The sequence below is a fragment of the Salinivibrio sp. IB574 genome (assembly GCF_001996205.1).
GTDB classification, from domain to species: Bacteria; Pseudomonadota; Gammaproteobacteria; order Enterobacterales; family Vibrionaceae; genus Salinivibrio; species Salinivibrio proteolyticus.
This window is the reverse complement of the sequence record NZ_MUFN01000021.1, coordinates 62,145-75,075: the sequence shown is the minus strand read 5'-3', so window position 1 is coordinate 75,075 and position 12,931 is coordinate 62,145. Positions and strand designations below refer to the sequence as shown.

General features: G+C 50.9%; 12 protein-coding genes. 3 read left to right on the top strand and 9 right to left on the bottom strand.

Features of this window, described 5'->3' with window-relative positions:
- Nucleotides 1-18 precede the first annotated feature (18 nt).
- The 3 genes from BZJ17_RS17150 to BZJ17_RS11555 are packed head-to-tail and all read right to left on the bottom strand — an operon-like array spanning nucleotide 19 to nucleotide 2,830.
- Complete coding sequence (locus BZJ17_RS17150) at nucleotides 19-318, bottom strand: hypothetical protein (RefSeq protein ID WP_131826808.1); 300 nt, start codon at nucleotides 316-318, stop codon at nucleotides 19-21.
- A 40-nt stretch (nucleotides 319-358) separates the two neighbouring features.
- A complete protein-coding gene (gene tsaB / locus BZJ17_RS11560; RefSeq protein WP_069588773.1) occupies nucleotides 359-1,054 on the bottom strand; it encodes a tRNA (adenosine(37)-N6)-threonylcarbamoyltransferase complex dimerization subunit type 1 TsaB in 696 nt (231 codons plus the stop codon).
- A complete protein-coding gene (locus BZJ17_RS11555) occupies nucleotides 1,055-2,830 on the bottom strand; it encodes an ATP-dependent DNA helicase (protein WP_077640816.1) in 1,776 nt (591 codons plus the stop codon).
- A gap of 156 nt (nucleotides 2,831-2,986) precedes the next feature.
- Here BZJ17_RS11555 and purU point away from each other — a divergent pair, with 156 nt between their 5' ends.
- Complete coding sequence (gene purU, locus BZJ17_RS11550) at nucleotides 2,987-3,820, top strand: formyltetrahydrofolate deformylase (protein WP_077455201.1); 834 nt, start codon at nucleotides 2,987-2,989, stop codon at nucleotides 3,818-3,820.
- Nucleotides 3,821-3,859: 39 nt separating this feature from the next.
- Here the strand turns inward: purU and BZJ17_RS11545 are convergent, their stop codons facing one another.
- Nucleotides 3,860-4,471, bottom strand: coding sequence for a VOC family protein (locus tag BZJ17_RS11545; RefSeq protein ID WP_206744522.1), 612 nt, complete (start codon nucleotides 4,469-4,471; stop codon nucleotides 3,860-3,862).
- Nucleotides 4,472-4,716: 245 nt separating this feature from the next.
- Between BZJ17_RS11545 and argS the strand changes: the two genes are divergently transcribed.
- Nucleotides 4,717-6,447, top strand: coding sequence for an arginine--tRNA ligase (gene argS / locus BZJ17_RS11540; RefSeq protein WP_077640814.1), 1,731 nt, complete (start codon nucleotides 4,717-4,719; stop codon nucleotides 6,445-6,447).
- 63 nt (nucleotides 6,448-6,510) lie between these two features.
- Here argS and BZJ17_RS11535 read toward each other — a convergent pair whose 3' ends face one another.
- The gene (locus tag BZJ17_RS11535) at nucleotides 6,511-7,113 is read right to left on the bottom strand and encodes a DUF924 family protein (RefSeq protein ID WP_077640813.1); all 603 of its coding nucleotides are present in this window, start codon (nucleotides 7,111-7,113) and stop codon (nucleotides 6,511-6,513) included.
- A 180-nt stretch (nucleotides 7,114-7,293) separates the two neighbouring features.
- Between BZJ17_RS11535 and BZJ17_RS11530 the strand changes: the two genes are divergently transcribed.
- On the top strand, nucleotides 7,294-7,725 hold the full coding sequence (locus BZJ17_RS11530) for an HIT domain-containing protein (protein WP_077640812.1): 432 nt from the start codon (nucleotides 7,294-7,296) through the stop codon (nucleotides 7,723-7,725).
- Between the two features lie 329 nt (nucleotides 7,726-8,054).
- Here BZJ17_RS11530 and BZJ17_RS11525 read toward each other — a convergent pair whose 3' ends face one another.
- From BZJ17_RS11525 to znuA, 4 genes are all read right to left on the bottom strand, one after another.
- Nucleotides 8,055-10,763: an AraC family transcriptional regulator gene (locus tag BZJ17_RS11525; protein WP_077640811.1), complete on the bottom strand. Its 2,709-nt coding sequence runs from the start codon at nucleotides 10,761-10,763 to the stop codon at nucleotides 8,055-8,057.
- 116 nt (nucleotides 10,764-10,879) lie between these two features.
- Nucleotides 10,880-11,167, bottom strand: a complete 288-nt coding sequence (locus BZJ17_RS17675; RefSeq protein ID WP_347230981.1) for a peptidoglycan DD-metalloendopeptidase family protein — start codon at nucleotides 11,165-11,167, stop codon at nucleotides 10,880-10,882.
- Between the two features lie 11 nt (nucleotides 11,168-11,178).
- The gene (locus tag BZJ17_RS11520) at nucleotides 11,179-12,024 is read right to left on the bottom strand and encodes a LysM-like peptidoglycan-binding domain-containing protein (protein WP_347230980.1); all 846 of its coding nucleotides are present in this window, start codon (nucleotides 12,022-12,024) and stop codon (nucleotides 11,179-11,181) included.
- The gene (gene znuA / locus BZJ17_RS11515) at nucleotides 12,008-12,907 is read right to left on the bottom strand and encodes a zinc ABC transporter substrate-binding protein ZnuA (RefSeq protein WP_077455207.1); all 900 of its coding nucleotides are present in this window, start codon (nucleotides 12,905-12,907) and stop codon (nucleotides 12,008-12,010) included. Before znuA ends, BZJ17_RS11520 begins: the two co-directional genes overlap by 17 nt.
- Nucleotides 12,908-12,931: the final 24 nt, after the last annotated feature.

Sequence of the window (12,931 nt, the reverse complement as noted above, 5' to 3'; positions counted from 1 at the left end):
CGTACTCCTCTCTCGACGTCATACATAGATATCGACCCCGACGAGGTTAAGCAGTTCCTCTCGCCGCGCATGGTTAAGCACCGCTAAGTAAGACGACATTGCCTGACGACCGCGGCCATCGGGTAAATCATACTGAATATGTTGTTTAGCTTGCTCTGCCTCTGAGACAGAGACATGTTGCACCTTTTGCCGCACTGCCTTGGCAACTTGGCTCGCTTGCGGGGTTTGTTTACGCGACGCTTTCTCCGAGGATGAAGGGCGCCGCGTTTGATTCGGCCGGTTAGGCGGTGAAGAAGGAATTCCGTTAATCGATACCATACTTGCTTCCTATGCGAGGCAAACCGACCCAAACAGACTATTACTCGCGTCCGGGGAGCTTCTTCCACGTGACCTTGTCACGCAAGTAGGTGGGCGTCGCGAGCTCAGCGGCGACAGCCTCACCACGCTGGTAGGCGTATTTGGCAATAGCCAGCATGTCTTGTGCTTGTGGATACAACACGCCTGATTCTGTGGTGGTCAGATCCAACCCTTTCGCTAATTCAGGATAGGCAGGCCAGCCGGTTCCTGCCAGTGCCCACGTACCGTCGGTCGATTCAAGGCACAATGCGTCAGGGGCCACAACCGCTTCATCAGCCAACGCATGCCAATCGCCATTTTCTTGACGTTCATACTGGGCAAAGTATAGCTCTCCCATTCGCGCATCAATCGCCGTGAGTACTTGCGTTGCGCCATGAGTACGGTGCGCTTGCTCGGCCATCGCCGCGAGCGTCGATACGCCCAGCACGGGTAAATCAGCACCAAACGCTAAACCTTGTGCAATCCCAATGCCAATTCGCACACCAGTAAAACTCCCTGGCCCCCGGCCGAAGGCGAGTGCATCGAGTTGCGTGAGTGATACGCCCGCCTCCGCGAGTACCTCATCGACCATGGGTAAGATTTTATTGGTGTGTTCACGCGGCGCAATGTCACTGCGCACCATCATCTGATCGCCGATACACAGCGCAACAGAGCAGTTTTCCGTGGCCGTATCCACGGCAAGCATTTTTAGCGTCATTTAACCCTCAATCGGTGATTGCAATGCAGGCACCTCTGCATCGGTATGGTCAGCATTTATGGCTGATAAAAAGTCGTCAATATTATTTAGATCGCGCGTACGCGGTATGGGCGGTAAGCTGCGTAAAAAGGTGGCGCCATAAGGGCGCGTCACTAAGCGGTTATCACAAATGATCAACGCGCCTTGGTCACGCTTATCGCGAATCAAACGCCCTACCCCTTGCTTGAGCGTGATCACCGCTTCTGGAATTTGCACTTGCGAGAAGGGGTCGCCGCCTTGCAACTTACAATCTTCAATACGCGCTTTGAGCAAGGGGTCATCGGGTGAGGCAAACGGCAGTTTGTCGATGATCACGCAACTGAGTGCCTGCCCACGCACATCTATCCCTTCCCAAAACGCGCCGGTTGCCACCAGCAACGCGTTCCCCAGTGATAAATATTCTGCCAACAGGCGCTGTTTAGGCATTTCGCCTTGCATCAGCACCGGGATCTCGAGCTGGTCGCGAAACAACGCCGTTAGGTCTCGCACCATTTGATGCGACGTACATAAAAAGAAGCAGCGCCCTTGGTTGCGCTCAATCACAGGCCCCAACAAGGTTGCCAGCTTATCGGCTCGCCGATAGCTATTGGTTTCAGGCACATGGCGTGGCACACATAGTCGCGCTTGTGTGGGGTAATCAAAGGGGCTTTCTAATGTCATCTGCCGTTGTGCTGAAATGCCAAGTCGGTGACTAAAGTGGCTAAAATCACCTTCCACGGCAAGTGTCGCCGAGGTAAAAATCCATGCCCCACCTTGTTCATCCATTTGTTCGCGGAAACGATCGGCCACCGAGAGCGGCGTAATATTGAGGCTGAAGTGATGGCGCGTACATTCATACCAGTACGAATAGCCTGTGATCGACGTATCACGCAGTCGCGATAAACGTGCCTTAAATAAGGTGATGCGATCAAACGCCGCATCCAATAGTTGGCTGCGACCCAATGACAGTTTGACCACGTCATGGGCCAACTCCAGTGCATCGGTTAAGCGTACTAATTCTTTCTCGACAGCCGGTGAAGCTTGAAGCTCTCGCCAATTGCCACGAAAGCCGGGATCGAACACCATGATATCCGCATCTGGGATCAATTCCCCAAACCCAGTTTCTTTGATCGCCACATCAGCCAAGAACAAATGGTGGTTCACGACCACTACATCCGCCTCCATCGCACGACGGCGCGCCTTGACGACATAGCAGTCTTCATAGCTTGGACAGTCTTTACCAAGGCAATTGTCGTTGGTCGACGTGATCACGGGAATGAGCGGACTGTCTTCCGCCAACGCGTCACACTCACTCAAATCCCCCGACTCTGTATACGAAGACCATTCGCGGATTTTGACCAGTTGGCTTAATTGGCTCGGATCACTATCTGGGCGATGACACTCACTGATCTGACGACTCAAGCGCTCTGGACAAAGGTAGTTCACTCGCCCTTTCAACAGCGCCGTGGTACCAGTGAACCCCAACGCCGATTTCATCAAGGGTAAGTCGCGATGATAAAGCTGCTCTTGCAGGTTCTTTGAGCCCGTGCTGATGATGGCTTTTTTACCACTCAACAATACAGGGGCAAGATAGGCATACGTTTTCCCTGTTCCTGTCCCGGCCTCGACCACCAACTGTCCTTGCTCGCGGATCGCGGCATCGACCGCCATCGCCATATCGGTTTGCGGCTGTCGAGGCACAAAGCCATCAATTGCTTTTGCCAGCGCACCGGCATCAGAGAAAACCTTTCGGATCATTGGATAAATACACAGGGGAAAGCGGGCATTATGCCAAAGCCCCCAAGAGGATGAAACCACTTCCCCTCGGATGTTCGGCGATCAGGGTAAATTCACTTTGACCTTGGGGTGTAGACAGGGTAAAACCGAAGGACTATTAAGCAACATAACATCAACATGGAACGAAAAACATTACTCACGGATTGTCCCGATGCCCAAGGCCTGATCGCCAAGATCACCAATATTTGTTATAAGCACCAACTCAACATCGTCCATAATCGCGAATATGTCGACAATGCCACGGGTCGATTTTACATGCGCACCGAATTGGAAGGGATTTTTAATGACCACACGCTGTTGTTAGATCTCGACCAAGCGCTTCCTGCTGGAAGTCACCGTCAGCTTATCAGCTCACGACGAAAGCGCGTTGTGATCATGGTGACCAAAGAGTCGCACTGTTTGGGCGACATTTTAATGAAAGCCTACGATGGCTCTTTGGATATCGAGATTGCTGCCGTGGTGGGAAACTATGACAAGCTACAGACGCTGACTGAGCGCTTCGATATTCCGTTCCACCATATTTGCCATCAAGATTTATCGCGTGAGGCACACGAGCAGGCAATGTTAAAGGCAATCCAGCCGTACCAGCCCGACTACATCATACTGGCCAAGTATATGCGCGTGCTCACCCCCGACTTTGTCGCGCAATATCCTCACAGAATCATTAATATTCACCATAGCTTCTTGCCGGCATTTATTGGCGCACGCCCCTATCATCAAGCTTTTGAGCGTGGTGTCAAAATCATTGGTGCGACCGCTCACTTTGTTACCAACGACTTGGATGAAGGCCCCATTATTGGTCAAAACGTGATTCATGTTGACCACAGTTTTAATGCGCAAGATATGGCCAAAGCCGGACGTGATGTGGAAAAAAGCGTGCTGAGCCAAGCGATTGCCCGAGTGGTGGATGACAAGGTATTTGTTCACGGCAATAAAACCGTGATCCTATAATCACATATCGCACTCCCGACAGCTCCATGAAGCCAGTGCTTAGTCACTGGCTTCGCTTGCAATAATCTCAGCCAGCGGAAAAGGGTGAAACTTCACGCAAACATCTTGATACTTAAAAGCGATGGTCGGATTAGGTAACCGCTCGCCTTTCACACAAGGTTCGCTGCACTTCACCGTGATGGTATGTTGCTGTTCTGCACGCGCAAATATGCCTGGAAACACGCGCTTCAATGCTTGCTTTAGTCCTGCCATGTCAGCGGTGGCACAGGGCAGCACAAACTCAACATGCTCCCAGCTTTGCCGCGGATACCGTTTGTGGTTAGGAAACGGAAGCTCAACCCAATGCGTTTGCCATTGACCAATGGTTAATGCCCGGTCCAGTGCATAAATGTGGATTGGCCGACCGTTGACGATCGCCTCAGAGCACAACTTACCTTGCGACGCGAGCTCACTGGCCAAAGATTCGGTTACCGCGATATCGTGGGTGCGTATCGCGACATGATCCAGTGTCAGCTCCGCGCAATCGATCGCAAGCAAATCAAGCAACTGATTGATTTTATCTGCAAAAGCTGCTTTATCTCGCATCAGGGTAGTTAGGTTCGTGGCATCATGCATGGTGACCTCTTGAAGGTTAAACGTCGCCCGTTTCATTTCAGCGCGTAAAGATATCAGTGTTGACGGTGAATAACTATTGCCAACCCCTGCTAGTTTATGGGTATCATTAGGGTTTACCCGCGTCAGTTGACGCCACGGTTCGCAACAATACAGCATCCCGCCAACACTGTGCTTGTACGCCCAAGGCTCAGTGCAGTGTTGGCGGATTCTTGTATCTGTAAGCTGGAAGCCCACACAACGGGCAGTTAACAATCGGCCCGGTTAGTAGTAAAGGTAAGCAAGTGAATATTCAAAGTCTTCTTAACGAGAAAGTTTCTGCCGCCATGGTTGCGGCGGGTGCGCCTGAAGGCACACCGGCGGCGGTACGTCAGTCTGCTAAACCTCAATTTGGTGATTATCAGGCCAACGGCGTGATGGGCGCAGCAAAAAAATTAGGGTGTAACCCTCGCGAGTTCGCACAAAAAGTACTGGATGCCCTCGACCTTGGCGATATGGTCAGTAAAACCGAAATCGCTGGCCCTGGTTTTATCAACATTTTCTTAAACGACCAATGGCTAGCGACGCAAGCTGACCAAGCGCTCGCGGATACGCGGTTAGGTGTCGCCACTGAAGCGACCCAAAACATTGTGGTCGATTACTCTGCACCAAACGTTGCCAAAGAAATGCACGTGGGCCACCTGCGTTCAACCATCATTGGTGATGCCGTTGTTCGCACCTTGGAATTTCTAGGCCATAAGGTCACCCGCGCCAACCATCTCGGCGACTGGGGCACGCAGTTTGGTATGTTGATTGCCAACTTGGAACTGCATGAATCTCGCGGTGATGACATCTCGATGGAACTGGGCGATATCGAAAACTTCTATCGTGAGTCCAAGCGTCGTTACGACGAAGACGAAGAATTTGCTGCCACAGCGCGCCAGTATGTAGTGCGTCTTCAGCGTGGTGATGCATACTGCAAAGAAAAATGGGAAAAATTAGTGAAAGTGACGTTGGAACAAAACCAACGTAACTACGACCGTCTCAATGTGTCATTGACTGACAAAGATGTCATGGGTGAAAGTCTTTACAACGATATGCTGCCAGGCATTGTCGAAGACTTAAAAGCGAAAGGCATCGCTGTTGAAGATGACGGCGCCCAAGTCGTGTTCTTGGATGAATACAAGAACAAAGACGGCGAGCCTATGGGTGTGATCATTCAAAAACGTGATGGTGGCTTTTTATACACCACCACCGATATTGCCTGTGCCAAATACCGCTATGAGCAATTCAATGCCGATCGCGTCTTGTATTTTATTGACTCACGCCAGCATCAGCACCTGATGCAAGCGTGGACCATTGTGCGTAAAGCCGGTTACGTGCCTGATTCTGTCAGCCTCGAGCACCATGCGTTTGGTATGATGCTTGGCAAAGATGGCAAGCCATTTAAAACGCGTGCAGGTGGCACGGTTCGTCTTGCTGACTTACTCGACGAAGCTGAAACCCGCGCCAAGGCACTGATCGCCAAGAAAAATCCAGACATGGATGAAGCTGAGCAGCGTGAAATCGCCACCACCGTAGCAATGGCGGCGGTGAAATATGCGGACCTGTCTAAGCACCGCACCACGGACTACATCTTCGACTGGGATCATATGCTGGCATTTGAGGGCAATACAGCGCCTTATATGCAGTACGCCTACACCCGCGTTGCTTCTGTGTTTGCAAAATCAGGCGTTGACCGTGATGCACTTGAGGGTGAAATGGTCATTGAGCATGAGAAAGAAAAAGCATTGGTTGCCAAGCTATTGCAATTCGAAGAAGCGGTTAAGTCTGTTGCTCGCGAAGGCCAACCACACCTGATGTGTAGCTACTTGTTCGATTTGGCGGGACTTTTCTCTAGCTTCTATGAAGCGTGCCCAATTCTATTGGCTGAAGGTCAAACCCGTCAAAGTCGCCTGCGTATGGCGGCACTGACAGCAAAAACGATCAAACAAGGTCTTGCGCTACTGGGTATCAATACCCTTGAGCGCATGTAACCTTACCTTGTTCAACCGATAGCTGATATGAAAGCCCACCTTAACCGGTGGGCTTTTTAATGGTTAGCCTTGCCCGAAACGCTGTTCGGTTTCGCTTAGCCAAAGCCGCTCCTCTGGGGTGGATAAGCGTCCCATAACGGCATTGCGATGTGGAAAACGGCCAAAGGCCTCGATGATGTCATAATGCTGACGCGCGTAATCGTAGCATTGTTCAAACCAAGCTTGATTCTCTGGTTCAACCGCTTGTCGAAGTTGATTAAAGCGAAAAAGAGCCTCTTGCTGATCGTCTTCACCCTCTGCGTGCTCGAGCGGCATGTAAAAGAAAACACGCTGTAAAGGCGTCAGCGCCTGATCATCCCCTTTCGCTAACCCCGACTTACAAATGGCTAATGCTAATGCATCATAACGATACGCCGCCGCTAACCCTCGGTATAAATTGCGTGGGAATTGGTCCAGCAAGATAATCAATGCAAGGCGGCCTTGTGGGGTCTGCGCCCACGCATTTAATTCTCCCGCTCCCGCTGCGCTAACCCATGTTTGAAATATTGCTCGAATCTGTTCATCAGTTTCTGGATTGCCACCAAACCACAACGCATTGCACTCTGGCGCTGGCGCTTGCTCAGCGCTTTGACCAAACCAAAACGAAAGGACTTCTTGATAGTGCATCTTGCCTCCTACCCGCAGCCTTAATCGTTATCACGATCAAGCCATTCAATATTCTTCTCTATTCAAGCGTACTTGGTTTTGGTTGTCCCCGGTTCAAATCAAACAATCTCATCGGTACTTTGTGACCCATCAGTAAGTTGTGATGTAAGCTAGAGCAATACATTTCATTAAGGAGCCACCATGTCTTTTTCTCTTCATGATCGCCTCGCCGCAGATAGTGCCTACGTGGGCGACTTTGATTTATGCCAATTACGTCTTGCCCATGCAGATTTTGGCCCTTGGCTAATCCTGATCCCACGTAAAAACAATATCCACGAAGTGCATCACCTCAGTTATGAGGATCAGCAACAGCTATGGCGAGAGTCTGCTGCCGTCTCGCAATGTTTGGAACACGGTTTCCACCCCGATAAGCTCAACATCGCGGCGATCGGCAACCTCGTTCCACAACTTCATGTCCATCATGTCGCACGCTACCAAACCGATAGTGTGTGGCCGAACCCTATCTGGGGACATCTTAATGTGGGCCCTCGCGCTGACGATAAACAAACAGCCTTGATTCAAACCCTACGAACCACGCTGATGCCAGATGGATTGCATGTCAATCCGGCATAAAACGCTTCGTTATTTTCGTCAAAATAGAAAAACATAGCGATAAAAACCATGAATTTCAGTTATTTAAAAAGCATTGCGCTTTTAACGAAAGATGGCGGAATTCTCCTAACCCTTCCTGAACCACACAGGCTACATTAGTGACTCTTTCATAACCTTTTCAACCGGGTGGAGTGTCCGCTCCGCCCCCGGCAGCAAGCGAAGGTGTCGTTGACACCCGTGGTATGGTCTCCCCGGTCATACCACGTTCCTTTTTCCTTTAGGTATAAATTCCAATACAGGTCACTGCCAGACAGGCACAGGCATGTATATACCTTGTTGGCGTAGCAGATTTAATCGGTTGGGCTAGTGAGTACTTGAGGGAGGATGCGATCACGATACTGTGAGGGGCTCACACCAAAGTATCCTTTAAATCGCTGACTGAAATACGCCGGGTCACGATATCCGCACGCTTCGGCGGTCTCAGTAATACTCATCCCTTGTTTTAACAACCCGCTCGCATAGGTCAATCGCTTTTGGGTGATATAGCTGGTGACCGTGATATGAAAATACTGGCGACATTTGCGTTGTAAGTTCCGTTCCGACATCGCTAACGCGGCAGCCAGCTCATGGGTAGAAAAGTCAGGATTGGTAAAGCCGTTTTCCACCGCTTGCATAAAACGCGATATCCATGCGGAACGCAGCTGTTGACACTGAGCGCGGCGTTTAGCGTGATGCCCCTTCATCTCGACGACAACAGCGTCAGGTTGAGCCGCGATGGGACCAAAAACTGGCTGTGTTGTGCGATGTTGTTGAAGACGCTTGCTTTGTTGTCGGGCCTGATAGCGCTGTTTAAACGCTAATCCAACCGCTAACAACACAATACTCACAAAGACAGCAAGGATGGCCCCACTCATCATGTGTGGCAACATGGGAAGAGAAATATCAAGATTCAACACCGTATGCGACGCACCATCGCGAGGAATGGCAATGCGCAGCTGATACTCTCCCCCTGCCATATTCGCCAGCGTAATGGTATCGCTACTGGTTTGTTGCCATGCGGCAAGCTGGCCAGCCATTGGGTTTCCCGGATGGCGCTTCGCGATCAGCTGATAGTGGACACGACTGACCTGCCGCTCGGGTGGCCAACTTCCCCATTCAAGCTGAGTCGGATTGTTTTCTAGCAATGTCATTGCCGTTTGCTGGCGCGGTGCAATACGCCAACGTCTGTCCTGTTGCCACACAGCGCCAATCACAACCTTCGGCGGTTTTCGTAGTGAGAACGCAAGTTGATCAGTATTAATCACAAAACGCTCAGCGCCGGAAAAAATGGTCAACTGATGCGGATTGGATACGCGACACACCACCTGTCCCATTGGCGTAGGTAGTCGGAATGTGCGCACAACGCCTCTTGGTGCTATATGGACGATAGCTTGATTGCTGTACGCCCAAACACCGTCCTTATTACCGGTAATACAATGAAACTGCTCATTGTTTAACGACAGATAGGCCGCCGACACCGTATCCGGTGTGGTATGGTCATACTGATAAATGCCTTGCGCACTGGCGAGCCAAAGGCGGCCCCGTTCATCGCTATACAAATCAGACAACGGCAAGAGAGAGACAGGTAACCGAATCGCTTGAAACTGCCCATCTCGATAACGTGTCAAACCTTGCTGCTGACGGATCCAAACGCTACCGCGGCCATCATCATAAAACCCTTCAACGTCACCCTCGTCCACTTGCCATCCGGTTCCGTAGTCAACAACCGTTTCTGAAGCCGGCCAGTAACGGATTAGCTGAGGCCCTTTTGCCAACCAAAGCGTCCCTGCCGCATCGGTATACAAGTGCTCAGCAGCGAAGTTGGCAACAGGTTCTGGGAGCGTTAAACGCGAACCGGTTCGGGTGTCTAAGCCAGCCACACCATTTTCTGTCGACCACCACAACTGTGTCGCTTGTCGTGCAGCACTCTTGATCTTATCGCCGTTTTGATCTGGCATACGCGCCAACCAACGACCATTCAAATCACGCCAATGACGACCTCTTAGCAGCCAAGGGTCACTGGCCTTTGAAAAGCCTTGGGTGATCGCTTGTGGAAATGGACCATGCTGATGCGCAATCCAGCGCTGTCCGGCTGCGCGATAACGTAATGACTGGTCGGTGGAAAACCAAATTCCCCCTTCGGCATCGGCGCGTAAAAAGGTCACCCGTGTGCCATCTATTGTACTCTGACCCGGCGTCCATACCGGTGATGCACTCCCATCGAGTGACAGGAGAAAAAGCCCTTGCTCATTAGCAGCCCAAACGCCTCCCGCCCCTGAGGCAAGATAATGAAACCCACCCTGCTGCGTCAGTATATGCTGCCCCGTCACTGAGTCTTCATCGAGAGCAAGTAAATACACCGCATTGTGGGTGCTCACCCAAGCCCGCGAGTCTTGCCCTGTGATCGCAGTTATCGGAGAGTTGAAGCGGCGTATCTGGTGAATGCCTTGCTCACTGACTTGGTAGAGCGCTTGGCCGATGGCAATCAAGCGATGCTCGTTCGTCATCCAAGTCAGCTCTGCTCGCCATTGTCCTGCGCGCCAAATTGAAAAGCTGTTATCTTCCACCACATAGCGGCTGAGTTGACCGTCACTAATATGCCAAAGTTCACCGTTTATATTTGCAAGTCGTGACTGTGCATCCGATTGGCGAGCCAACACTGTCTGTGGCAGGCGATAACGTGTGACAATATGCTGTCCCGATTGGTAGCGATAAATAAAGTTCTGCCCTGCCATCCAAAGGGCATCATGCGCAAAGGCAATCGCCGTTACTTTTTCTTCGGGCAGACTGAGCACATCACTGAGTGGATGGGTTTGGTGACCGTCAAAAAAAACGACCTCTCCTTGATGATTAAGCAACCAGACGCCACCGCCCGGCTGGTAGGCGATGTCACGCACGTTCGCGACCGCCTGCAAGCCCGGATAGGCTTGGAACGAGGTTTCCAACCCATGATGTGCCTGCAAAGGCAGACAGAAAAAAGTGCTAATTACCCAAATCAGGCAGAGCAATAGGCGTTTCATGCAACTAAGAGAGGAATAAGGGTCGCAAAATTAAGACGGGTATCATCCTGTGTAACCATACAAAATGGAACCCTGCGACCCTCAATGTGAGCTAGGCCTCACATTCTTGAGATTTATTAGCTGTTAAGAACTTGAGACAGCTGCTGATGAGCGCGTCTTGCTTGACGCTTGAAGTCGTCTTGCTCGCTACGCGGCACCGGATGCGCTTCAGGTAAAGGCACCTTCATGGCATTCACTGGATGGCCATATTTAATCAGCTCAAAATGCAAATGAGGGCCGGTCGAGCGTCCAGTGTTACCACTCAATGCGATTTTTTGCCCCATAGAGACGTGATCACCCGGCTTCACTAAAATACGGTGAAGGTGCAAATAGCGAGTCGAGTATTCGCGACCATGTTTGATCACGACATAGTTGCCTAACTATGGCCCTGCTCATCATAGAAGCGACCATCGGTGTGACGGTAGACAAAGATATCTCGATCGCCCGCTTGATAAAGCATCGCCATCACTTCGCCAGACGATACCGCTTTATTATCGATAAACTCTTTGTTGACCAATACTGAAAAGCGATCCCCACGATGAGACTCAGCACCAAAGTCAAAGCGCCATTGCAGGGCTGAGACTAAGTTCTGAATTTGGTTAGGCGTCAACCCTGCTTGTCGCGCTTGCTGGTAAAAACTACTTGTGACGCGGCCCGACAGAGTGACTTGCTCGTAGACTCCGGTCGTTTCAAGTTGCTCGTAGCTCACCCCATCCGCACCGAAGACATATTGATCCCGATATTTAATCGATTGATAGACAGTGAGTGACGAAAGCTGTCCCTCATCATCAATTTGCCAATCAATTTTTTGTCCAAGCCGAAGATCGCCTGCTTTCTGATTCACATCGAGGATCTGGTACATCTGACGGAGCGGTAGACCATACTGTGAAAAAATCGCACCCAAGGTATCACCAGAGGCAACCGTGTGGGTGTGAATGCGGGCCGCTTCTGAAGTGATATCTTGCTCGAGAGCATCTTCAGGCACTGTCAGTGCGGGATCATCAGCGTCTAGACCAACTTCAATCGGCTCACTGTTTTCTAGCGGCATCGATGCCTGTTGCTCATCGATTAGCGGTAATGAGCGACGTTCATCGTGATGTGTAAAAGGATGTGGCTGCCACATGAGTGCGGCAGCAACGAGTAACGATAATGAGGCGAGCGCCAGCTTGTGCTGGCGAGGTAGCCGAGCGGTCGCGGCTAACCAGTTAGTGAGTAGTTTCATGCTTTAAACAACGTGCGAAGCGGTTTCCCATATCTTTCAAAAAAACCTGATAACCATCAGGCGCAACTCGAATAGCAGTTGCCAACGGATCCAAAGCAATCACAGTAACGTCATCGTTTCGGGTCACAGCATCGACCAGTGAGGGATTAAACTGCGGCTCGGTGAAGATACAGGTCGCGTCATGATTTAGCAATCCTCTCCGGATAGTTACTAAGGTCTTTGCGCCCGGTTTTTGGCTGGGATCGACGGTAAAGTGGCCCGTTTTCTTCAAACCAAATGCTTGTTCAAAGTAACCGTACGCATCATGAAATACGAAATATCCACTTTGCTGGCGTTGTGCCAATGCCGCATGAATATCGGTTACTGTCTCATCCAGCTGGGCGTTAAAAATGGCTAATTTAGCGCGGTATTGGTCAGCCTTTTCGGGCGCAGTTGTTATCAAGGCTTGAGTAATCGCCCGCGCTGCGACACGTGCCGACTCGGGACCCAGCCAAATATGAGGGTCGATACCATGGTGGTCATGGTCGTGGCCATGATGGTGGGTTTCTGCTTCCCCGTCATAATGACGAAGCGGGATCCCCTCTACTTGAGTGAGGGTTAATACATTGGGCTGCTCTTGCAAAAGTTTACTCAAGAATAATTCAAGCTCCGGTCCCACCCAAACTGTCAAATCAGCCGCTTTCAAATTGCGAATATCAGAGGGTTTTAGCGCATAACCGTGTGGTGATGCACCAGGCGGGAGTAACACCTCTACCGTATCGTCATCTGCGACTAACCCTTTTGCAATCAGCTGCACCGGCTTAATCGTGGTCATCACAGTGACAGCCTGCGCTGGCAAGGCCAGTAACAGCGCAAAAAATAGTCCAATAACACGCACACCCATGGTTTACCCCAATTAATCAGTTTC

Excerpts from the sequence above, each read along its gene's own strand:
- BZJ17_RS11535 (WP_077640813.1), bottom strand. The coding sequence starts at position 7,113 with ATGCACTATCAAGAAGTCCTTTCGTTTTGGTTTGGTCAAAGCGCTGAG.
- tsaB (WP_069588773.1), bottom strand. The coding sequence starts at position 1,054 with ATGACGCTAAAAATGCTTGCCGTGGATACGGCCACGGAAAACTGCTCT.
- BZJ17_RS11530 (WP_077640812.1), top strand. The coding sequence starts at position 7,294 with ATGTCTTTTTCTCTTCATGATCGCCTCGCCGCAGATAGTGCCTACGTG.
- BZJ17_RS11525 (WP_077640811.1), bottom strand. The coding sequence starts at position 10,763 with ATGAAACGCCTATTGCTCTGCCTGATTTGGGTAATTAGCACTTTTTTC.
- BZJ17_RS11555 (WP_077640816.1), bottom strand. The coding sequence starts at position 2,830 with ATGATCCGAAAGGTTTTCTCTGATGCCGGTGCGCTGGCAAAAGCAATT.
- BZJ17_RS11520 (WP_347230980.1), bottom strand. The coding sequence starts at position 12,024 with ATGAAACTACTCACTAACTGGTTAGCCGCGACCGCTCGGCTACCTCGC.
- BZJ17_RS11545 (WP_206744522.1), bottom strand. The coding sequence starts at position 4,471 with ATGAAACGGGCGACGTTTAACCTTCAAGAGGTCACCATGCATGATGCC.
- znuA (WP_077455207.1), bottom strand. The coding sequence starts at position 12,907 with ATGGGTGTGCGTGTTATTGGACTATTTTTTGCGCTGTTACTGGCCTTG.
- BZJ17_RS17150 (WP_131826808.1), bottom strand. The coding sequence starts at position 318 with ATGGTATCGATTAACGGAATTCCTTCTTCACCGCCTAACCGGCCGAAT.
- purU (WP_077455201.1), top strand. The coding sequence starts at position 2,987 with ATGGAACGAAAAACATTACTCACGGATTGTCCCGATGCCCAAGGCCTG.